Annotated in this window: 16 protein-coding genes; 9 read left to right on the forward strand and 7 right to left on the reverse strand. The window is 59.5% G+C overall.

Translation table 11 applies throughout. The features are described from left to right. Positions 1–20: 20 nt before the first annotated feature. The 3 genes from IHQ43_RS14695 to IHQ43_RS14705 are packed head-to-tail and all read left to right on the forward strand — an operon-like array spanning position 21 to position 3,331. Positions 21–2,156: an FUSC family protein gene (locus IHQ43_RS14695; RefSeq protein ID WP_192561050.1), complete on the forward strand. Its 2,136-nt coding sequence runs from the start codon at positions 21–23 to the stop codon at positions 2,154–2,156. Beyond that, on the forward strand, positions 2,146–2,346 hold the full coding sequence (locus IHQ43_RS14700) for a DUF1656 domain-containing protein (protein ID WP_039768281.1): 201 nt from the start codon (positions 2,146–2,148) through the stop codon (positions 2,344–2,346). Before IHQ43_RS14695 ends, IHQ43_RS14700 begins: the two co-directional genes overlap by 11 nt. 4 nt (positions 2,347–2,350) lie before the next feature. Further along, positions 2,351–3,331, forward strand: a complete 981-nt coding sequence (locus IHQ43_RS14705; RefSeq protein WP_192561051.1) for an HlyD family secretion protein — start codon at positions 2,351–2,353, stop codon at positions 3,329–3,331. A gap of 58 nt (positions 3,332–3,389) precedes the next feature. Here the strand turns inward: IHQ43_RS14705 and IHQ43_RS14710 are convergent, their stop codons facing one another. The 5 genes from IHQ43_RS14710 to IHQ43_RS14730 form a co-directional block, all read right to left on the reverse strand. Beyond that, on the reverse strand, positions 3,390–4,811 hold the full coding sequence (locus tag IHQ43_RS14710) for an efflux transporter outer membrane subunit (RefSeq protein WP_192561052.1): 1,422 nt from the start codon (positions 4,809–4,811) through the stop codon (positions 3,390–3,392). Then, positions 4,808–7,999, reverse strand: a complete 3,192-nt coding sequence (locus tag IHQ43_RS14715) for an efflux RND transporter permease subunit (RefSeq protein ID WP_192561053.1) — start codon at positions 7,997–7,999, stop codon at positions 4,808–4,810. Before IHQ43_RS14715 ends, IHQ43_RS14710 begins: the two co-directional genes overlap by 4 nt. 15 nt (positions 8,000–8,014) lie before the next feature. Beyond that, complete coding sequence (gene mexE / locus IHQ43_RS14720) at positions 8,015–9,268, reverse strand: multidrug efflux RND transporter periplasmic adaptor subunit MexE (RefSeq protein WP_192561054.1); 1,254 nt, start codon at positions 9,266–9,268, stop codon at positions 8,015–8,017. Between the two features lie 284 nt (positions 9,269–9,552). Continuing rightward, the gene (locus IHQ43_RS14725) at positions 9,553–10,068 is read right to left on the reverse strand and encodes a hypothetical protein (RefSeq protein ID WP_192561055.1); all 516 of its coding nucleotides are present in this window, start codon (positions 10,066–10,068) and stop codon (positions 9,553–9,555) included. Positions 10,069–10,186: 118 nt separating this feature from the next. Continuing rightward, the gene (locus IHQ43_RS14730) at positions 10,187–11,104 is read right to left on the reverse strand and encodes a LysR family transcriptional regulator (RefSeq protein ID WP_244142209.1); all 918 of its coding nucleotides are present in this window, start codon (positions 11,102–11,104) and stop codon (positions 10,187–10,189) included. A 270-nt stretch (positions 11,105–11,374) separates the two neighbouring features. On the opposite strand from IHQ43_RS14730, the gene IHQ43_RS14735 reads away from it, so the two are divergent. From IHQ43_RS14735 to pgm, 4 genes are all read left to right on the forward strand, one after another. Continuing rightward, positions 11,375–12,397, forward strand: coding sequence for a zinc-dependent alcohol dehydrogenase family protein (locus IHQ43_RS14735; protein ID WP_192561056.1), 1,023 nt, complete (start codon positions 11,375–11,377; stop codon positions 12,395–12,397). Positions 12,398–12,942: 545 nt separating this feature from the next. Beyond that, positions 12,943–14,397 carry a hypothetical protein gene (locus IHQ43_RS14740; RefSeq protein WP_192561057.1) on the forward strand — a complete coding sequence of 485 codons (1,455 nt, stop codon included), beginning with the start codon at positions 12,943–12,945 and terminating at the stop codon, positions 14,395–14,397. 49 nt (positions 14,398–14,446) lie between these two features. Further along, positions 14,447–15,877, forward strand: coding sequence for an aminotransferase-like domain-containing protein (locus IHQ43_RS14745; RefSeq protein ID WP_192561058.1), 1,431 nt, complete (start codon positions 14,447–14,449; stop codon positions 15,875–15,877). Between the two features lie 76 nt (positions 15,878–15,953). Continuing rightward, positions 15,954–17,600, forward strand: a complete 1,647-nt coding sequence (gene pgm / locus IHQ43_RS14750; RefSeq protein WP_192561059.1) for a phosphoglucomutase (alpha-D-glucose-1,6-bisphosphate-dependent) — start codon at positions 15,954–15,956, stop codon at positions 17,598–17,600. A gap of 61 nt (positions 17,601–17,661) precedes the next feature. Here the strand turns inward: pgm and IHQ43_RS14755 are convergent, their stop codons facing one another. Next, the gene (locus IHQ43_RS14755) at positions 17,662–18,357 is read right to left on the reverse strand and encodes a pirin family protein (protein WP_192561060.1); all 696 of its coding nucleotides are present in this window, start codon (positions 18,355–18,357) and stop codon (positions 17,662–17,664) included. Between the two features lie 278 nt (positions 18,358–18,635). Between IHQ43_RS14755 and IHQ43_RS14760 the strand changes: the two genes are divergently transcribed. Beyond that, entirely contained in the window at positions 18,636–21,110 is a 2,475-nt protein-coding gene (locus IHQ43_RS14760; RefSeq protein WP_192561061.1) for a UvrD-helicase domain-containing protein, read from the forward strand. Positions 21,111–21,167: 57 nt separating this feature from the next. Here the strand turns inward: IHQ43_RS14760 and IHQ43_RS14765 are convergent, their stop codons facing one another. After that, positions 21,168–21,440, reverse strand: coding sequence for a DUF1652 domain-containing protein (locus IHQ43_RS14765; RefSeq protein WP_011334086.1), 273 nt, complete (start codon positions 21,438–21,440; stop codon positions 21,168–21,170). A gap of 264 nt (positions 21,441–21,704) precedes the next feature. Between IHQ43_RS14765 and IHQ43_RS14770 the strand changes: the two genes are divergently transcribed. Then, entirely contained in the window at positions 21,705–22,520 is an 816-nt protein-coding gene (locus IHQ43_RS14770) for a nuclear transport factor 2 family protein (protein WP_192561062.1), read from the forward strand. The last annotated feature ends 33 nt before the right edge of the window (positions 22,521–22,553 follow it).

A 22,553-nucleotide genomic window follows, 5' to 3' on the forward strand; every position in this document is an offset into this window, starting at 1 on the left:
TTGTTTTGACGAGGCTACTCATGCAATCCCTGTTTATTTATTTCAAGGCGGTGATCCACCCCAGCCAGGCAGTATTGCTGTTTGGGTTGCGAACCATCGCCGCCGGATTGCTGACGTTGTACCTGGCGTTCCTGTTCGATCTGGATCAACCGAAATGGTCGATCATGGCCGTGGTGATCATCAGTCAGCCACTGGCCGGGATGGCGTTGGCACGCAGCTTCGGGCAAATCATCGGTACGACGCTGGGTGCGGTGGTGGCTGTGGTGCTGATGGCGATTTTTCCCCAGGCGCCGCTGCCGTTCATCACGACTTTGGCGCTATGGCTGGCCCTGTGCACGGCTGGCGGCACGTTGTTGCGTTACACCAGCTCCCAGGCGTTCGTGCTTAGCGGGTACACCGCCGTGGTGGTGGCGCTATTGGCGATTCCGGATCAGGACGGCACCTTTCTGCTGGCGGTGACCAGGGTCACCGAGACCTTGCTGGCGGTGGCGTGCGTGTGCGTGGTCAGTCTGCTGACGGCGCGGCCAGAGGCGGTGTCGCGCAATTATTTCGCGAAGGTCGATCAGGTGATCAGACTGGTCGCCACCCATGCTGCCGCCGTGCTTCGCACCGAAGAAAGCGAAGCGGACTTTCAGCGCCGACAAATGCAGCTGTTGGGGGAGATCAGCGCCCTTGAAGGTCTGCGTCGGCACTTGTATTTCGATGCTCCGCGTCTGCGCAGTGCCAACAATCTGGTGTTGTTGCTGGGTAATCAACTGATGCTGCTGACTTCGCGCCTGACCGCATTGCGTCACCAGCGTGAATTGCTCACCGAGCGCTGGGAGGGCGATCTGCCGCTGGAGATCCAGCAGTTGCGCGCCGAAGAATTGGCACTGCTCGACCAACTGGCACAGCAAGGTCGCTCATTGCCAGTCGAAGTGCGGCACCAGTTCGTCGCGCTGCAACAGCAATTCGAAGCGCTCGCCTACAAAGCCGAACAACTGACGGAAGACATGAGCGCAACCCTGCGCTCGCTGGCCTGGGCATTACGCTGGGAGCAGGCGCGGCTATTACAGCAACTGGAACAGATTCTCGAACTGAGCGACGCCATACAGGAAGGGCGGGAAGCCAGCTGCATGTTCCGTGGCCAGTCCAGCCCTTTGCATCTGGATTTCACCCTCGCGACGATGAATGCCATTCGCGCCTTCAGTGCATTGCTGGTAGCGGGGTTGATCTGGATCGAAACCGCGTGGGACGGTGCGCGGGGCGGGATGATTCTGGTGGGCATTCTGTGTTCACTGATGGCTACTTTTCCACGTCCCCTGATCGCCGCACAGAGTTACGCCCGAGGGTTGGGGCTGGCCTTGGTGGTGTCGGCGATCTATCAATTCATGCTGGTCCCGGCGATCAGTGATTTCGAAATGTTGGCCTTGATGCTCGCACCTTTGCTGTATGTGATCGCGGTCGGACTCTCCAGCCCGGCCACCGCCGGCATCGGCATGGGCCTGGGGCTGTCGAGTTTCCTGATGCTCGGCCCGCAAAATGTCGGCACCGGGCAGAACACCGCCATTCAGTGGTTCGAATTTGCCGGGGCCTACGTCAGTGCGGCGATGCTGGCGCTGATCGTCTACGCCTGGATTTTCCCGTTCCGTCCGGTGCTGCGAATCCGCCGCTTTTACAACGAGGCACGGGAGCAGGTTTACCAACTGACCAAAAGCCCGGCCACCGACGAACAGCAGTTCGCCTTTGAAAGTCGCATGGTCGATCGCCTGACCTCGATGCTGGGGGTGTTGCCGGCCGCCAATGATCGGGACATGCAGCGTCTGTATGAAATCAGTCTTGCCTGTGTAGCACTGGGCGTGGCCATGCACCAGCTCAGGCAACAAGCGCAGAACAACGCCTTGCTCACGGACGCTTTCGGTCGGCAGCTGTCAACGGCACTGCGGCAGACCGGCCGTTTCGTCGCCGGCCGAACGGACGTGCACCTGACACCGCTGCTGACAATGCTGCATGCGCTCGGCGATGAGCTGGATGCACTGCATGCCGCCACCCATGAACACTTGTGGTCGGTGTTTCGCATGCGCGTAGCCCTGTTGATCGTGGTGTCGTTTCTGGAGCGACATGGCAACGATTTACAGCCCGACAGTTCTGAAGGGGAGCCCGTCCTTGCCCATTGATTTCGAGATCGGCGGCGTTTACCTGCCTCCCATCGCACAGGCCCTGCTACTGGCCATACCGGTTTTTCTGCTGCTCGATTGGGGTTTGCGCCGGCTTGGCGTCCTGCGTTTTGTCTGGCACGAGGCGCTGTTCGAAGGCGCCTTGTACGCCTGTGTATGCGCCGCACTGATTTTGCTGATGGGAGCCTGAAACCTTGAAGACGTTGCTCACTCGATTGACGACATTGGCGGTGGTGCTGCTGGCGATCGTGCTCGGCTGGTTTGCCTGGGAGCATTACACCAGGGCGCCGTGGACGCGGGACGCGCGGGTGAGGGCGGATGTGGTGACGCTGTCGGCAGACGTCTCGGGCCGCATCGTCACGCTCTCGGTGCAGGACAACCAGCATGTCGACAAGGGTCAGTTGCTGCTGGAGATCGATCCGGCTCGCTACAGCCTCGCCGTCGAGCATGCGAAACGCTCGGTGGAGGTCTCGAAGGCCACGCTCGGGCAGTCGCAAGCGGCCATTGTCGCCAGCGAGGCGCTGCTCAAACAACGCCAGAGCGAAGAACGCCGCCGACGCACGCTCAAACAAGGGTTCGCGATTTCCGGGGAAGAGTGGGAGAAGTCCAGCACCGATGTCGCGGTAGCCCAGGCCGATCTGTTGCGCAATCAGGCGAATCTCGGTTTGGCCGAAGCCAACGTGCAGTTGGCGATTGCCGCGCTGACCCAGGCTGAGCTGGATCTGCAACGCACCCGAGTCGAAGCGCCGGTCAGCGGTTATGTCACCAATCTGTTGACCCGACAGGGGGATTACGCAGTGGCCGGCGGCGCCTTGCTGGCGCTGGTGGACAGCAGCTCCTTTTATGTCAGCGGCTATTTCGAGGAAACCAAGTTGCCAAGGATCGAGGAGGGGGATCGGGTGCGGATCGAATTGATGAGCGGGGAAAAATTCGGCGGCACCGTGCAAAGCATCGCCTTCGCCATTGCTGACCGGGAAAACGCGCAAGGCAGCCGATTGCTCGCCAACATCAACCCCAGCTACACCTGGGTGAAACTGGCGCAACGGGTACCGGTGCGGATCGGCATCGATCCCGATTACGCAGGCAAGGACCGACTGAGAGCCGGCACTACCGCGACGGTCACAGTGCTGGAAAACCGAGAACGACAGGCACAAAAAAGCCCCGCGACCGAATGATACGCGGGGCAAAAAATTTGGTTGGTTGCGGCCAACCAAAGGAGCTCTTTAAAAACTGTTACTTGCTGGCGACCGTCTCCGGCTGCCAGCCGCCACCGAGGGCCTTGTAGATCGCGACGATGCCGCGGTACAGATCCACTTCGGCCTGGGCCTGGCTGTCTTCGGCGTTCAAGCGTTCACGCTGGGCGTCGAGCAACACCAGGAAATCGGTGGTGCCTTCGCGGTAGCGAATCTCGGCGAGGTCGGCGGCCTTGCGGCTCGATTCGCTCTGACGGATCAGCGAGATCAGACGTTGCTGACGTTTGCCGTAATCACTGAAGGCGTTTTCCGACTCTTCCAGCGCGAGCAAGACTTGCTGCTCGTAGGTCGCCAGTGCGCCTTCGGCATCGGCATCGGCGCCGCGCAGACGGGCCCGCACGCTGCCCAGGTCAAACGCTGCCCAGGTGATGCTCGGGCCCAGTGCCCAGGCGTTGGCCGCCGAGGACCCGATCTGCGAACCACGCCCGGCCGTCCAGCCGAGGAAACCGCTGAGGCTGACCCGAGGAAACAGGTCCGCTTTGGCCACACCGATACGCGCCGTGGCCGAAGCCAGTTTGCGTTCGGCGCTGAGGATGTCCGGACGACGCTGCAGCAGTTCGCCCGGATCACCGATCGGCAAGGCCTTGGCAATCGCCGGCAGGTCTTTCGGGCTCAGGTCGACTGTCAGTTTGTCCGGACGCTCACCCAGCAGGGTAGCGATGCGGTTTTTCTGCCGCGCCTGTTCCGCCTGCAACTGCGGCACGCTGGCTTCGACCGACGCCAGACGGGCATCGGCCCGTTCAACATCAAGCTGATCGCCAACGCCGGCGTCACGCAGGCTGATGGTGATCTTGCGCGACTCCTGCTGGTTGTTCAGGTTGGCCAGGGCAATCTTTTCCCGCAACTGGGCACCACGCAGTTGACCGTAAGCGTCTACCAGTTCGGCAATCATGGTGACTTGCAGTTGGTACAGATCGGCTTCGGCCGCTTGCTGGTCGGCGTCGCTGGCTTCCAGATTGCGCTGGATCCGTCCGAACAGGTCCAGCTCCCAGGCCATGTCCAGACCCAGGTCGTAGCGTTCGCTATTGACCCGTTGGGTGGTCTGGCCCGGAATCTGACCTTTGGCCAGATCGCTGCTGGCGCGGCTGGTGATGGTCGGCATCGCGTCGTTGCTGGCATCGTCGCGGATCGCCCGGGCGGCTTTCCAGCGGGCGAACGCCACGCGCAGTTCACGGTTGCCTTGCAGCGATTGAGTCACCAACTGGTTGAGGGTCGGATCGTCGAACTGCTGCCACCAGATGCCTTCGAATTTCGAACGGTCGAAGTTCTTCTGGCCGGCGGCGCCGTCGGTGGCGGACGTGATGTTCGCCGCCTCCGTCGTCGGGGTCTTGTAGTCAGGGCCGACGGCGCAGGCACTCAGGGCCAGCACCAGCAGGCTCGGCAGGAAGACTTTCAGACTCATTGGTGCGCCTCCAGTGGCTTTTGAACATTGTGTGCCTTGGCCGCTTTGCGCGCCTCGCTGCGCTCCACGAAGTTGCGGATCAGCACATAGAACACGGGGGTCAGCAGAAGACCGAAGAAGGTCACACCGAGCATCCCGGAGAACACCGCCACACCCATGGCATGACGCATCTCGGCACCGGCACCGCTGGAGAACACCAGTGGCACCACACCCATGATGAACGCGAACGAGGTCATCAGGATCGGCCGCAGACGCAGACGGCAGGCTTCCAGTACGGCGGCCAGCGGATCGAGGCCTTCTTGCTGTTTGTCCTTGGCGAATTCGACGATCAGAATCGCGTTTTTACACGCCAGGCCCACCAGTACGATCAAGCCGATCTGGGTGAAGATGTTGTTGTCGCCGCCAGAAATGATCACACCGGTGATGGCCGACAGCAGGGTCATCGGTACGATCAGGATCACCGCCAGTGGCAGGCTCCAGCTTTCGTATTGAGCCGCGAGCACCAGGAACGCCAGCAATACGCAGAGCGGGAACACGAACAGCGCGGTGTTGCCGGACAGAATCTGCTGGTAGGTCAGGTCGGTCCACTCGTAGGTCATGCCGTTCGGAAGTTCATCCTTGAGCAGTTTCTCGATGGCTTTTTCGGCCTGGCCAGAGCTGTAGCCCGGGGCTGCGGCACCGTTGATTTCAGCGGTGATGAAGCCGTTGTAGTGCATCACACGGTCCGGGCCCGAGGTGTCGCTGACCTTGATGAAGGTCGCCAGCGGGATCATTTCGCCTTTGTTGTTGCGTACTTTCAGCTGGCCGATCTGGTCGGATTCGAGGCGGAACTGCTGCTCGGCCTGAACGTTGACCTGATAAGTACGACCGAAGCGGTTGAAGTCGTTGGCATACAGCGAACCCAGGTAGATCTGCAGGGTGTCGAAGATGTCGCTGACGGCCACGCCGTGGGTCTTGGCTTTTTCCCGGTCGATGGCGGCATCGACCTGCGGCACGTTCACGGTGTAGCTGGTGAACAGGTTGGCCAGTTCCGGAACGTTATGGCTCTTGGCAATAATGTTCATGGTTTCCTTGTACAGCTCTTCGTAGCCCAGGTTGCCCCGGTCTTCGATTTGCAGGCGGAAACCACCAATGGTGCCCAGACCTTGTACCGGCGGTGGCGGGAAGATCGCCATGTAGGCTTCCTGAATGTTCGCGTACTGGCCGTTCAAGGCACCGGCGATCGCACCGGCAGACATGCTCGGGTCTTTACGCTCGTCGAACGGTTTCAGGGTCACGAACACGATGCCGGCGTTCGGGCTATTGGTGAAGCCGTTGATCGACAGGCCCGGGAACGCTACGGCGCTTTCCACGCCCGGCTGTTTCAGGGCGAGGTCGGACATGCGCTTGATCACGTCTTCGGTACGGTCCAGGCTCGCGGCGTCCGGCAATTGCGCGAAGGCCACCAGGTATTGCTTGTCCTGGCCGGGTACGAAACCGGTCGGCGTGCTGGAGAAACCGAAGAAGGTCAGCACCATCAGACCTGCGTACAGGAAGAGGGCGATGCCGCTGCCACGGATGACCCGGCGCACGGTGCCGACGTAGCCATGGCTGGCGCGGTCGAAGAAACGGTTGAACGGACGGAACAGCCAGCCACCGAAGATCTTGTCCAGCACTCGCGAGAAGCGGTCTTTCGGTGCGTCGTGACCTTTAAGCAACACAGCGGCCAGCGCTGGCGACAGGGTCAGCGAGTTGAAGGCCGAGATCACGGTCGAGATCGCGATGGTCAGTGCGAACTGCTTGTAGAACTGACCGGTGAGACCCGAGATGAATGCCGCCGGTACGAACACCGCACACAGCACCAGCGCCGTGGCAATGATCGGGCCGGTCACTTCGCCCATGGCCTTTTTGGTCGCATCGAAGGGGTTGAGCCCCAGTTCAATGTTCCGTTCGACGTTCTCCACCACCACGATGGCGTCGTCCACCACGATACCGATCGCCAGTACCAGGCCGAACAGCGACAGGGCGTTGAGCGAGAAGCCGAACAGGTGCATCACCGCAAACGTACCGATCAACGATACCGGCACCGCCACCAAAGGAATGATCGAGGCGCGCCAGGTCTGCAGGAACAGGATCACCACCAGTACCACGAGAATCAGTGCTTCGAAGAGAGTGTGAACCACCGCCTCGATGGAGCCGCGCACGAAGATAGTCGGGTCATAGACGATGCTGTAGTCCATGCCTTGCGGGAAGCTTTTCTTCAGTTCTTCCATCTTGCCGCGAACTTCGTTCGAGATTTCGATGGCGTTGGAACCAGGACGCTGGAAGATCGGGATCGCTACGGCCGGCTGGTTGTTCAGCAACGAACGCAGGGCGTATTGGCTGGAACCCAGTTCAACGCGGGCGATGTCCTTCAGACGAGTGATTTCACCGTTGTCGCCTGCGCGAATGATGATGTTCTCGAACTCTTCCTCGGAGACCAGACGGCCCTGAGTGTTGACCGACAGCTGGAAGCTCTGGGCATTCGGGGCAGGGGGCGCGCCCAGCTGGCCGGCGGCCACCTGACGGTTCTGCTCACGAATCGCGGTCACCACATCAGTCGCGGTCAGATTGCGCGAAGCGGTCTTGTTCGGGTCGAGCCATACACGCAGCGAGTAATCGCCCATACCGAACAGCTGCACGTCACCCACACCGCCGAGGCGAGCGAGCTCGTCCTTGATGTTGAGGATTGCGTAGTTGGACAGGTATAGCATGTCGTAGCGTTTGTCCGGCGAGGTCAAGTGCACAACCATGGTCAGGTCGGGCGAAGCCTTGTCGACGGTGATACCGATGCGCGTCACTTCTTCTGGAAGTTTTGGCTCGGTCCGGGTCACGCGGTTCTGAACTTGCACCTGCGCGTTATCCAGGTCGGTACCCAGGGCGAAGGTGATGGTCAGGGTGATCTTGCCGTCAGCGGTGGATTGCGAGGACATGTACAGCATGTTCTCGACGCCGGTGATGGCCTGCTCCAGCGGAGCCGCCACGGTTTCACCGATGACTTTTGGGTTGGCGCCCGGGAAGTTGGCACGCACCACCACGGTCGGTGGCACGACTTCCGGGTATTCGCTGATCGGCAACTGGAACAGCGAAATCGCACCGGCGATCAGGATCAGCAGCGACAGCACCGCTGCGAAGATCGGCCGTGAAATGAAGAATTGGGAAAAATTCATCGGAGTTGTCGTCCCTTAACCGCGTGGGGTCGCAGCAGCCAGTTTCACAACCGAACCCGGCGCGCCTTTGGCAGGTGCGACTTTGGGCAGGTTGCTGGCTTCCAGCGCTTGTCGTTGTTGAGCGAGAGCGGCAATGGTCTGCTCGCTGGCCATCGGGATTACTTCAGGCGTGACTGGCGAGCCAGGACGAACCCGTTGCAGACCCTTGACGATGATCGTGTCGTCCTTGTTCAGGCCGCTGCGCACGATGCGCAGGCCCTCGATCTTCGGACCGAGCTCGACGGCGCGGTAGGCGGTCTTGTTGTCGCCATCCATCACCAGCACGAACTTCTTGCCGAGGTCGGTACCGACCGCTTCATCGTTGATCAGCATGGCGTTGTAGGTGCCGCTGCCGACCAGTTTCAAACGCGCATACAGGCCTGGGGTGTAAGTGCCATCGCTGTTGTCGAACACGGCGCGCCCACGGATGGTGCCGGTCTTCGGGTTGACCTGGTTGTCGACGAAGTTCATCTGGCCCAGGTGCGGGTTGCCGTCTTCATTGGACAGGCCCATGTACACCGGAGTGGTTGCACCGCGCTGACCCTGACGGGCGAGTTGGGTGTATTTGAGGAACACACGCTCGTCGGCGTCGAAGTAGGCGTAGACCTTGTCGGTGGAAACCACGCTGGTCAGCGCAGTGGTGTCGGCGGTCACCAGGTTACCGGCGGTGATCTCGGCACGGCTGACGCGGCCGCTGATTGGCGCGGTGACGCGGGTGAAGCTCAGGTTCAGCTTGGCCAGATCCAGTTGCGCTTGCAGCGCGCCGACAGCAGCACGAGCTTCTTGTGCAGCGCTGGTGCGCGAGTCGGCCAGCTCAGCGGAGATGGCGTTGCTGGCACGCAGACGTTCGCCACGACCGGCTTCGTTTTCACTGCGGGTGGCATTGGCGCGGGATTGAGCAACCAGGGCTTCGAGGCGGCGGACCTCGGCCTGGAACGGACGCGGGTCGATCTGGAACAGCAGGTCGCCTTTCTTGACCAGTGCACCTTCGGTGAAGGCGACTTCGTCGATCTGGCCGGAGACCCGCGGACGGATTTCAACGGTTTCCGGCGCCTCGAGGCGCCCGGTGAACTCGTCCCACTCGTTGACCGGTTGTTCCAGCACCTTGGCCACGCTGACTTTGGCAGCAGGCATGGTGGCGGCGGTCTCCGGAGTCTTGCCGCAGGCGCTCATCACCAGCACGGCCAACATGGCCAACGGGAAGCGCAAATGTTTGAGTGATTGTTCCATGGATGCATCCGCCAATGTATTGAAGATGGGCGGATGATGCTCGGCGGGTAGATGGCAAACGAATCGAATGACACGAAGGTAACTATCATTCGGAATGATATAAGCCCGAGCGAAGCCCTCTAGCATGCGCCTTTCGTTAGGGGGCTATCAATTGGTTTCAGGGCAATTCTCTGTTACCTGAGACGCAAAGGTCGGATGTGAAACTGCACGGTGGTGAATACGCGAGGATTAAAATGCCCACCCCCGCCTTGCGACAGGGCCGGCAATAGACCTTCGATTGGCGTCTATCTGAAAATCTGCTCAATCATGACCCTGGACGGGATCAATAGGGTATTCGAGTAATAGGCTTCGTACCCATAGGCGGTTATCCGAACTTTGCATGGGATCGAATTTTGCGACTCGAGCAACGGCTTGATGGCGTCATAGTCATTCAAGTCGCGTTGAGTTCCATACGGGTGGGTGTAGTAAAAGATGAGTTCGGAGGAAAACTTGTAATTGGGTTTGGTTTGACTGCTGGCGATTATTCGCCCTTCGGCTTTTACGGCAATTGGATGCTCGGATGAGAACTCCGTGTCTCGATTCAGGGAGCAACTGAGGGTCGGTGAGAGCTGATTGGACTGTTCGTAATCACTGAAAGCGTTCTGCAAATCCACAGTGGAGCTGAAGTGTGCCGTGAACAGATTGCTGGAGCCCATTCTGAAGGACGATAACGTGAGATCGGCCGCTGGAATACTGGCCGTTTTGACACAGCCACTACAGAGAAGCAATGCAAGGTAAATGACACCGCGCAGTCCGTTCATTGGCGTGTCTGTATACGTGCAGCACGCATAGAATTTACCGTCCCTGGAAATTTCGTCGCGAAGATTGCCGCAAGCCACTGCCACATTCATTAATCTCTATGACTCGTTATGGTAAAGGCTATGCCAGGCTATCCGGATCCCCAAAAAACATCTGAATCCGCGACCTCAACCACCGCTCCCCCGGATCATTATCCTGCGACCCACGCCACGCCATGTGCAATTCGAAGGTGCGCGTCGGCAGCGGCGGATCCTCCGCCCGAACCCCGCCCGCAGCCGTCAGCGCATCCGCGGTGTAATCAGGCACCGTCGCGACAATGTCAGTCCCGGCCAGCAACGTACTCAGCCCGTTGAACTGAGGCACGGCCAGCACCACATGACGCTTGCGCCCCAATTTCTCCAGTTCTTCATCAATAAAGCCACTGAGGTCACCAGCAAACGACACCAGCGCATGCGGTCGGGCGCAGTAATCGTCCAGGCTCAACGGTCCCGGCACAGTATCGGCGCGCAGCAGTTTGGGGGCGCTGCGGCGCAGGACCTTGCGTTTGGCGTTGGCCGGCAGGTCGGTGGTGTAGCTGACGCCGATGGAGATTTCACCGGAGGCGAGCAGGCCGGGCATCAGGATGTAGTTGACGCGACGTATCACCAGCACGATGCCGGGTGCTTCAGCGCGCAGACGCTTGAGCAGCATCGGTAGCAACGCGAATTCGACGTCGTCCGACAGGCCGATGCGAAATACCGAAGTGCTGGTGGCCGGGTCGAATTCTGCCGCGCGGCTGACGGCGGTGGAAATCGAGTCGAGGGCCGGGGAGAGCAGGGCGAAGATTTCCACCGCGCGGGCGGAAGGCTCCATGCTGCGCCCGGTGCGCACAAACAGAGGGTCGTCGAACAGCCCGCGCAGGCGTGAAAGCGCCGCGCTGATCGCCGGCTGGCCGAGAAACAGCTTTTCCGCCGCACGGGTCACGCTGCGCTCATGCATCAGCGTTTCGAACACGATCAACAGGTTGAGGTCGACACGACGCAGGTCATTACGATTCATCTGGAGTCCTGGCAGAGTCATCAAGCTTGACGAGAGCGACCATATGAGAACAATGGCCGGCATGAATCTTACGGGGAAAGGCTGGTAGTCTGCACCGGGTAATTCAGCTTTACTGAGATGACGGCAGCAGATTTTTCATGGATTTTCTCAATGCTGACCATGCTGCGGAATCAATGACAGGCATGTCGACTATTAATAGCCACTGATAGTCTTGGCTGGAAAGCCCAGATAGAGTTCAGGGCATTAGAGGTTACTTTGACGAGGTTTGCGATGTCCCGCACGATCCGTTTTCACAAGTTTGGTCCAGCCGAGGTGCTCAAATGCGAAGAGCATGCGGCTACTCAGCCAGGTCCTGGCGAAGTGCAGGTGCGTGTCGAGGCAATCGGCATCAGCTGGTATGACACGCTCTGGCGTCAGAATCTGGCGTCGTCCCAGGCACGTCTGCCTTCAGGCCTGGGCCATGAAATGTCCGGCGTGGTCACAGCGGTCGGCGACGGCGTCGAGGATCTGGCAGTGGGCGACAAGGTGGCCAGCTTCCCGGCCGAGAGCCCGAATGATTACCCGGTCTACGGCGAACTGATCGTTTTGCCGCGCACCGCGCTGACCCGCTATCCCGACGTGCTCAGCCCGATTGAAGCCAGCGTGCATTACACGCCGCTGTTGATCGCCTATTTCGGTTACGTTGATCTGGCACGGGTCAAGCCCGGGCAGTTCGCCCTGGTGACCGACGCCAGCCACTGTGCAGGTCCGTCCTTCGTTCAGTTGGGCAAGGCGCTGGGTGTGCGGGTGATCGCTGCCACCAAAACGGCGGAGGAGCGTGAGTACCTGCTGTCTCTCGGTGCCGAGAAAGTGATCGTCACCGAAGAAGAAGATCTGTTGATGCGCATCAACAAAATCACTGACAACCGTGGTGTTGACGTGGTGTTCGACGGTCTCGGCGGGCCACAGATGTCGCTGCTTGGCGATGTGCTGGCACCCCGTGGCAGTCTGGTGCTGTACGGTTTGCAGGGCGGCAATCAGACGCCGTTCCCGGCCTGCGCAGCGTTCCAGAAGAACATTCAGTTCTTTGTGCATTGCATCGGTAACTTCACCGGCAAGCCGGAGCTGGGCATCATCCAGGATCACGTGGCCTTGCAGCGTGCCTTGCGTGATATCAACCAGCTCACCGCCGACCGTGTGCTGCTTCCGCTCAAGACCCGGGTGTTCCCGTTCAACGAGTTTGTCGAAGCTCACCGCTATATGGACGAGTGTCCGTGCCGCGAGCGGGTTGCCCTGCAAATCGAAACTGCCTGACCTCCCAATCAGAGTCCGTGGCCCCACGGACTCTTGTGCGCTTTGTCCTTCAGACATCGAGAACCCCTGGGCCAGACGCCTGGGGACGTTCAGCAACTGAACTGGTTTTTGCTCTCGATCTGTATCTTCTAATTGCACTCCAGACCCTGATAATTGAATGACTACTTTCATCTCAAGGAATGAGCTATGTCTGTGCATTCTATTTGTTCCGTACAGTATCAATCGGCTGTTTATCATCGCATCTCAAACTTTTGTTTAAAGTTTGTAGGGGTGCCATGTAATCCCTTCTTTTTTTCTTGTACTCATCACGTGCAGGGGCTTGTAAGAAGTTTCCTAGGAAAACTCGATCCAGCAAGGAGCCCAGCCACGACGGGCCTTTCAGTCCTTTCGCTCGTGATTCTGAAATGCCACGCGCTCAACTGTTTCAAATAACTACAAAAACTTAAGTGTTAGCATTTCAGCGTCTATTAATTAATGAAGAGTGATTGCGCATCCGCTGTGCGTGGGCGCGCGATATAAAACCTTTGATACCGGGTGAAGTACTGATGAGCACGATCCATGATCAGGCAATGAATTATGTCTACCAGCAAGTATTGCAACGACTGCTGAGTTTCTTTTCCCGTGCCGAACGCACGGCATTGCAACTGTTGATCCAGCGCCTGGCGGTTGCCGCCGGGGGCATGGAACGCATCGGCGAATTCAAGGTGTTGGTGACTCAATCCGGCACACGCGACTGTTGTTACAGCCTGGCCTTGTTGCGTGCGGCCCAGTTGAGCATTGCCGGGCGTGCCCCCGCCACCTTTCAGTTGCGAGTCGCTACCCTGCGTTGCAATGGCGTACCGGCTTCGGCATTGCACAACATGCATCGCAGCTTCAGTGCACTGTTCCTGCATGACGATCCAAGGGTCGAGCTTTTGATGGTGGATCATCGCGAGATCCTGCCTTTCAACCATCTGGCGCCTGTTTGCGACGAAGGGCGCGAGGCCGGCAGGCTCAACCTGCTGATGGTCGGACATCGTCGTGGACGGGATGAGGATCTGACACTGTGGGATGACCTGTACCTGACCACCGCCGAGTTCTACGGTCAGGTGGCCCGCTGGAACAACGGTGTCGACGCCCTGATCAGTAGCGACAACGCACGCCGTCAGGAGCAGTTTCTCGATGGCCTGGACCGGGCAGTGCGCAAGGCCGGCATTGGCGAACTGGCGCGCACGGGGGGAGGGTTCGATGAATTGTTCGGATTGCTCGACAGCATCGGTGGCGATTGTTACCGCGAACTTTATTCCCAGGACGATCGTGTACCGTGGCGACCGCTCGGCGAATTCGAAGCCTGTCGTCGCACCGGCTACATCGGCATCGACGATATGGTCGTCGGCAAAATGGAGGAGCGCTGGCCCTTGCTCAGCGATTTCCTCGGGTTTCAAGCCGATGAACTGATGATTGAAGCGCGTGCCGGTGAATGCACCGACCCTTTGGTCGGCGCCTACTTGAAGGGGTTGCAAGCCAGTTTTACCGAAGGGCGCAACTATGAAGCCGGTGTATCGGATTATCTGCAGCAATACCTGGCGACGATGCGCCGCAGGAACACACCCGAACAGGTTTGCGAACGTTTCATTTCCACATTCTGCAATCTGCCCGATCTCGTCGGGCAGCGGTCGCAGGCAACGGCGTCGCTGCAAAAGAATTTCGGCCTTAACGAGTCGCAACTGGTTTGCCTGCTGTTCGCGCCCTTCATCGATGCCGGCGCAGGCCTTGAACATTTCTTGCGCACCTGCCATCCGGGCATGCTGGTCGCCATGCCGGATCTGCACCGCGCGATGCAGGGCCTGCACGCGCCAGAGCAGGTCTTGCAATGGATGACCGATGTCAGCGGTTTGCCCTTGCGAATGATCTGCCGGTTATATGCAATGGATGCAATACGGAGGGACGAACACGTCGCGAAAGCGCATGAGCTGCCCGAGCACGAGCTCACGGCGACTGACCGTTCGGCGGAAGGTTGAGTGTGAGTTTGTTAATCCGCCACGGGGACGTGCCTGCGGACACCTGCTCATGAGTGAGTCGCAAGCGTCCGGTTTTGCCTATCAGGCGGTCTATCGCTACCTGACGCAACTGATCAGCGAGCCGGGCAATCAGGGCGCCATTCGACTGCCGTCGTTAAGGCAACTGGCCGAGCGGTTGAACGTATCGATCTCGACCATTCAGTACGCCTATGCCCTGCTGGAGAAAGAAGGCCGGGTCTATTCCGTGGCCAAATCTGGATATTTTGCACAGGCGACATCGACGGTCATGCCGCCAGGACGCGGCAGTGATTTGCTGGAAACGGTCTACGTCAACGCCAGATGCGCTGGCATGCAGGTACTGAGTGCCGATGAGCCGGCGTTGGTCCAGCCACTGGATCGCCCCCTGCTGACGCTTGAGCGAGAGCTGTTGCGCCAGTATCCCCAGCATTTGCAAACGCCTGCCCAGCCTTGCGGCGAGCTGGAGCTGCGCACATTGTTGGCGGCCCGCTACACCTCCTCGGCGACACATTGCTGGCACGCCGAGGACGTTTACATCGGTGCCGATCTGAGAGGGGTGCTGGAAATCCTGATTGCCGTTCTCGAGTTGCGCCACGCAACCGTCGTCGTCGAGTCGCCCTGTGACTGGATGATTCTGCGTTTGCTGGAGTCCGCCGAAGTCCGGGTCATCGAACTCCCGGTTCAGCCAGACGGAGCACTCAGTCCGCAGAGACTCCAGAGAATGCTCGAAACCGAGCGAGTGCGGTTGATCCTGCTGTCCTCGAAACTGAACATGCCGCACGGGAGCCGTATCCCCCCGGACAGTCGCCAGGCCGTCGTGCAGTTGCTCACGAATCATGGCACCTGGGTTCTGGAGAACGATTGTCATGGCGAGTTGCTGGACGAGGCTGACGGTGAGCCACTGCGCGAGCTGGTGGATCCCGATCGGTTGTTGGTCTTCTCCATGTTCGAAAAAATCATCGGGGTTGAAGCGCCCTACGGGTTTGTCCTGTCGCGACAATGGCGCGCCGATCTGCAGCGTCATTTCCTGTTGCGTTCGTTTCGTCTGTCACCGATCCGCCAGAAGGCCATTGCCCGTCTCTACGGGAGCGGGCGGGTCGATCAGCACTTGCCGGTGCTCAAGCGCATACTCAAGGAGCGTCGGACGCGATGGGTCGAGTTGATAAGTGAACGCCTGGGCGACATTGTGCAGGTCATCGAACCCCAGGGTGGTGCAACGATCTGGCTGCATTCTGCCCGCCCGATCACAATGGACGCCGTGTTTCAGCGGTTGCTAAAACAACACGTGCTGATTGCACCGGGAGAACTGTTCAGTCTCCAGGGGCTGCACGCGCAGAACCTGCGCCTGAGTGTAACCGGCAGCGCCGAACATGAGTTGTTAAGACTTGTCGGACTGCTCGGGGATGCGTTACGACTGGCTCCGCGGACGGATGTTCGAAAACACGCGGCCTGTACGCAATAGACCCCATCGCACTCCGGACAAACTGCCAGTAAACTCCGCTGTAATTTCCTGAACCACTCTATTTCAGAGGTTTTGCATGACACTCAGTCCTTTTGCGGGCAAACCGGCACCGGCAGAACTGTTGGTCGACATCCCGCGACTGGTTACGGCGTATTACACCGGGCAGCCCGACGCCTCGGTTTCCACCCAGCGCGTGGCGTTCGGCACCTCCGGGCACCGGGGCAGTTCCTTTGATTTGAGTTTCAACGAATGGCACGTTCTGGCCATCAGCCAGGCGATCTGCCTGTATCGCGAAGCCCAGGGCATTACCGGGCCGCTGTTCGTCGGCATCGATACTCACGCGCTGTCGACCCCGGCCGGGGCCAGTGCCCTGGAAGTGCTGGCGGCCAACGGCGTGACTGTGATGATCGCCGAAGGCGATGAGTACACCCCGACCCCGGCAGTCTCCCACGCCATTCTTTGCTACAACCGTGGTCGCACCACCGGTCTGGCCGACGGCATCGTCATCACCCCGTCGCACAACCCGCCACAAAGCGGCGGCTACAAGTACAACCCAACCAACGGTGGCCCGGCCGACACCCACATCACCAAGTGGATCGAAGCCAAGGCCAACGAACTGCTGGCCAACAAACTGGCCGGCGTCAAACGCATCAGCTACGAGCAGGCGCTCAAGGCCGAAACCACCCACCGTCACGACTACGTCAACACCTACGTCGCCGACCTGATCAATGTCATCGACTTCGATGCCATTCGCGGCGCCAAGCTGCGCCTGGGCGTCGATCCGCTGGGCGGAGCAGGGGTGCGCTACTGGTCGGCGATTGCCGAGCACTATCGTCTGGACCTGGACGTGGTGAACAAGGAAGTCGACTCGACGTTCCGCTTCATGACCGTCGACTGGGACGGGCAGATCCGCATGGACCCATCGTCCAGCCATGCCATGCAAGGCCTGATCGGTCTGAAAGAGCGTTTTGACGTGGCCTTCGCCTGCGACCCGGATCACGACCGCCACGGCATCGTCACACCGTCCGGCGGCCTGCTGGCACCTAACAACTACCTGGCGGTGTCGATCGACTACCTGTTCCAGAACCGTCCGCAATGGCGTGCCGACGCGGCCGTGGGTAAAACCGTGGTCAGCAGCGGCCTGATCGATCGCGTGGCCAAGCGTCTGGGCCGTCGCCTGTACGAAGTGCCGGTCGGCTTCAAATGGTTCGCCGATGGCCTGTTCGACGGCTCGCTTGGTTTTGGCGGCGAAGAAAGCGCCGGCGCCTCGTTCCTGCGCAAGGACGGCGGTGTCTGGAGCACCGACAAGGACGGTCTGATTCCAGCCCTGCTGGCCGCTGAAATGACCGCGCGTACCGGCCGCGACCCAAGCCAGGCCTACCGTGCATTGACCGATGAGCTGGGCGAACCGTTCTCGGTACGTGTCGACGCCAAGGCCAACCCGGAACAGAAAGCGCTGCTGAGCAAGCTGTCGCCTGAGCAGGTCACCTCGACCGAACTGGCGGGCGAGAAGATCCAGAGCATCCTCAGCAAGGCTCCAGGCAACGATCAGGCCATCGGCGGTCTGAAAGTGATGACCGAAAACGGCTGGTTCGCCGCACGTCCGTCGGGCACAGAAGACATCTACAAGATCTACGCCGAAAGCTTCATCGGCGACGACCACCTCAAGCAACTGGTGGCCGAAGCGCAAACCCTGGTGGACGGTGCGATCAGTACCAAGTAACACCTGACGACGGAAAAGGGCGACCCTGAGGTCGCCCTTTTTTGTGCCCGCGATTCGCCGATCAGGCCAGATCCACCAACACGATCTCGCTGTCTTCCAGCGCCGTAACGGTCAACACCTGTTCATCAGCCACCGCCACACCGTCTCGAGCTTGTGCGCGCAAGCCATTGACTTCAATGACACCCGTAGCGGGAACCAGATAGGCACGACGCCCGGCATCAAGACGATATTCAGCGGTTTCCCCAGCCTTGATATTGGCCGCCACCAAGCGCGCATTGGCGCGGATGCGCAGGCTCTGATCGTCACCGTCCTTGCCGCTGGCGAGGGTCACGAAACCTTCGCGGTCGCCTTTCGGAAACGGTTTGGCGCCCCAGGACGGCGGTGCGCCGGTTTCGGTCGGCAGAATCCAGATCTGGAAGATCTTGGTGTCCGTGGCTTCCAGGTTGTATTCGCTGTGGGCGATCCCGGTGCCGGCGCTCATGACCTGCACGTCGCCAGCCTCGGTGCGGCCCTTGTTGCCCAGGTTGTCCTGGTGGCTGATCGCACCTTCACGCACGTAAGTGATGATTTCCATGTCACGGTGCGGGTGGGTAGGGAAGCCCGTGCCGGCGGCAATGATGTCGTCGTTCCACACGCGCAGGTTGCCCCAGCTCATGCGTCGCGGATCGTAGTACTCGGCGAACGAAAAATGGTGATGGGCATCCAACCAGCCGTGATGGGCGCCGCCCAGCGAGTTGAAAGGTCTGAGTTCAAGCATGATCGTCTCCTCAAAAGGTTCGTCATGGGGCGTGATGCCTGGGCCACGAAGCGAGACCGGTGATTGATGGCAGGCATCATCTATCAGTCAATCATCGAGAAAAAGCGTAAAAACTGCGGCATTCCAATCGAATCGATTGATATGAAAAAGGCTCGAAACCGTCTCATCCCACCTTCAATTCATCGCCTAAACCAATGACCTGTAAGCATTTCGCTAGAACAAAAAAGCAAATGCAGACACCATAGCCCTCAACAGCCTCACATCCGGAGTCCGTCAGCGTGGCGCAACACACCCCCGATCTTCCTCCCGAACCTCGTCCCCTGGCCGAGATGCCCTGGTTCAAACGCCTGGCGGCGCGTTTCCTTGGCCACGGCCTGACACAACTGCGTGCCCAGCATCGGGCTTCGTGGTTGCACGGCCAGGCCGATGGCTTTCGCAGCGGGCATACCGCCGGCGTGGATTACGGGTACAAGGAAGGCAAGGCTGACGGGCTGGAAGAGGGCCGCCAGGTCTTGTTGATCCGCGACAGCCGCAATACCGAGCATCGCCCGCCGGGTATCGACAATCATCTGTTCGACGACTGGCGCCTGCCAGTCAGCGCAGAGTTGAAGAAGCGCATGAAAGCCGACGTCGCACGCCTGCTGCCAGCCCACGCCCAGCCAAGCGTTGCGCAATGGAAAATGATATTCAGCGATACCCCGTCAACCTCCGTGATTGCCGGCGCCGGAGCCGGCAAGTCGACCACGCTGGTGCTGCGAATCCTGCTGCTGACTCACTATCTGGGCTTCGAGCTCGATTCGATGACCGTGGTGACTTTCACCCGCGAGTCGCGCAAGGACTTCATCAACAAACTGATCGAACTGTTCGCGTTGTGGGGCCGGGCACTCAGTCAGAAAGACGCCCGGGATCTGGTGCGCACCTTTCACTCGCGGATCCTGCCGATGGTTCGCAGCCTGCCGGGGTTCGAGCGCTTGCAGGCATTCGAAAACCTCAGCCACCGCGTGCAGGGCGGAGAAGAAGATGTCGACAGCAATCCGTTCGATCTGCGCATCAACGACGCACAGCGCCAGCAGCTCAACGCCTGTTACCACCGTCTCTACAAAGAAGACCCGCGCTTTGCGCAGCTGATCCAGCCGTTGTCCCGCCACGCCTTGCAGCTCAAGGAGCTGGAGCGCGATCACCCGGACGTGCAAAAGCGTGTCGCTGTAACCGAGCTGGCAGCCCGTCGCGACGAAGAGCTGTGCGACATGATCGAAGACTTGTGGCTCCGCGCCGGCGCCTGGCCGATCAAGGGCATCGAACCGAGCCGTCAGACTTTCGAAATCAACGGCGCATCGTTCCATTGCCACGGCTACATTCCGAGTCTGGATGCCTGGGTGGTGTTGGGTTTCGATCCTCGGGAAAACCCGCAGGTCTGCCGTCCCAACGCCAAACTGACGGTGCGTGCAGAGTGGGCAGTCAAGCGCACCCTGTTTCAAGCTTTCTGTCGTAAACCATTGATTTGGCTGGATAGTTACGAGTCGTCAAAGCGTTTATTGGCCGCACTGGCAGGTGATGTCAGCGCCGGCCCCGGCTTCGATTACAAGGTCAAGGGTGAGCTCGCGTCCGCGCCATTGCTCGACTGCTTTGTCGCCGCCGCAGGCTTCATCGAGAATCTGGGCCTGGATGTGCCGGACGCCGTTGGCCGCATGAGTTTCGCCAAGGACGATCCGGACCGGTTTTTCTTCGAGGCCTTGAGTCTGTTCTGGCGTGCGCTGGAAGACCATCTTCTGGATCAGAAACCGCCTGTCATGACCTACAACCGGATGTTTGCGCTGTTCAGCGAGCACTCACCAGAAAACTTCAAACTGCTCGGCGATGAGCTGCTGCGACCGATGTCGCACCTGATGATCGATGAATTCCAGGACGTTTCCCCGCAAATCGTCTCCTGGATCCGCGCCAGTCTGTCGGAAATCCGCAGTCGAGGCCCGGCCATGCACGTCGGACGAGGCGCACAGCGATCATCGCTACTTTGTGTAGGTGATGACTGGCAGTCGATCTACGGCTGGCGGGGCAGTTCGCCAAGCTACTTCATGGAGTTCAACAAGGAGTTTCCGTCGCCGAGCACCACCCGGGTGATGCTCAGCGACAACTATCGCAGCCATCAGCACATCATCGACGCTGCGGAGCACATCGTCCGGGCAGCGCCGGCGATTCCCGGCAAGAAGGCCAAGGCCTGCGGCGAAGAGAGGCCGTTGCAGCCGGTCAACGTGCTTGAACGCGATGATCAGGCTCTCGGCCAGCGCCTGGCAGAACACTATCGAAAGGGCGATTCAATCCTGATGCTCTATCGAAAAAGCAGCGATAAGTTATTGATAGAACAGCATATTCAATCTGTAGTTAATGTAGATTCGAGTTTGCCGTACGAGTCCCGCCGCCTGAAACAACTGACCTATCACAGTGCCAAAGGCTTGCAGGCTGACGCGGTTTTCCTGCTGGGCGATTGCCAGCACCTGACCAGTTCGCCGTACAAGAATCAGGTGTATCGCATGGCCGGACTGGGCAAGGCCGGTGACAGCGAGCCATACGACAGCGCGCAGAAAGACGAAATCCTGCGCCTGGCCTACGTCGGTATTACCCGCGCAGTCAGCCATTGCTACTGGTATGTCGAGCCGCAGGACACTCAAGCGGTCAACATGCCTCGGGCCTCGGATCGGGTCGCCAAAGGCAAACCGTTCTTCGTCGATCATCGGCCAGAAAAGAAAACAGCCTGAATCCACCGCCCATGAAAAAGCCCGCACAAAGCGGGCTTTTTATTTTAAATCAGCTGGTTACGCGTAACTCTTAAGGGATTCGGGAGGAATGAAAGCCTCCAGTTCATCCTCAACGGCTTCGATTATTCGCTCCACATCCGCTGCGTTCATCACTGTGGCACAGGGAATGCCGGCGATGGCGATCAGGGTTTCGCCGCTGGCCCGATCGAACAGGCGCGCGACCAGACTGCCCGGCGCATCCATGGTTGCCTCGAAACCCATGGGATGAAAATGCCAGCGCATCAGCTGGCAGGCATTGGGAAACGTGACCTTGCTTGAGCCTTTATTCATGTGTTGCCCGCCTTCTTCATCGAGCGCTTCCGTTTGCTCATGGTAGGTGGGAAGAGCCTTCATTGGCTCAACCGGTGATTGCCTTTAAAAGTAGCATCTGGATGTGAAATTCCTGTGAGAATTTTCAGTTCATTTAGCGATTGCGCGGATTTTTTTGATGTAAGTCACGATCCATCCCAGTCGTCGCCAAAATGCCATCACGGCCGGGTTGTTGATGCGGCGCCTGAAGTTGGGCAAGCTCGGTTCTTTTGCCTTGAGTCCCTTATGCACGCCGATGATGACAGCCCGGAACAGAGCCAGGCCACGGCCGAAACGGTCATGCGCTATCACCTGTGCTGGAAGCACCGGGACCTGAATGGCGTGATGGCGCTGTACCACCCGGACATCCAGTACAACGACTTCTTCCAGAACCGCGTGCTCGGCCTCGACGAGTTGCGCGAGTACGTCCGGGTCAGCATGCCGCGCGAATCCGATGAAGCGCTGGAGCATTGCGACCGCATCCGCATCGACGGCAACACCGCCTTCATTCAATACGAAGTGACATTGCGCGGCGGCAACGGGCTGGTGTCGTTTCGTTCCAGCGAAGCGATCACGGTCAAGGACGGCCAGATCTGGCGGGTCAACGAGTACGCCTCGCTGGTTCGCGAACCGGCTGACAGCCCGACGGCCACCCACCAGCGGCCGGCGGTGAGTCGCCTGGGTCTGTCGCCGCGACAGTTGAGCTTCATGGCCGATGACTTGCAGCAGTATTTCCAGCGTCAGCAACCGTATCTCGACCCCGAACTCGACCTGCAACGGGTGGCGAAGGAGTGCGGGTACAGCCGCAACCAGATTTCCTACCTGTTGAATCAGGTGCTGGGGCAAAGCTTCTACCGCTACGTCAATCAGGCGCGTCTGCAACATCTACTGCGGTCACTGGACAGCGCCACGCCGCCACTGCGCATCGACGAACTGGCCTTCGCCGCCGGTTTCAATTCGCTGTCGGCTTTCTACAGCTGCTTTCGCCAGCACACCGGCCAGTCGCCCAAGGCCTATGCGAAGCAAATTTCTTTGCGGACACGCGCGCAAGACAATTCCTGAGTTCTGCCACTAGGATCGACGCCATCGAAACCT

The sequence above is a fragment of the Pseudomonas gozinkensis genome, from assembly GCF_014863585.1.
GTDB lineage: Bacteria > Pseudomonadota > Gammaproteobacteria > Pseudomonadales > Pseudomonadaceae > Aquipseudomonas > Aquipseudomonas gozinkensis.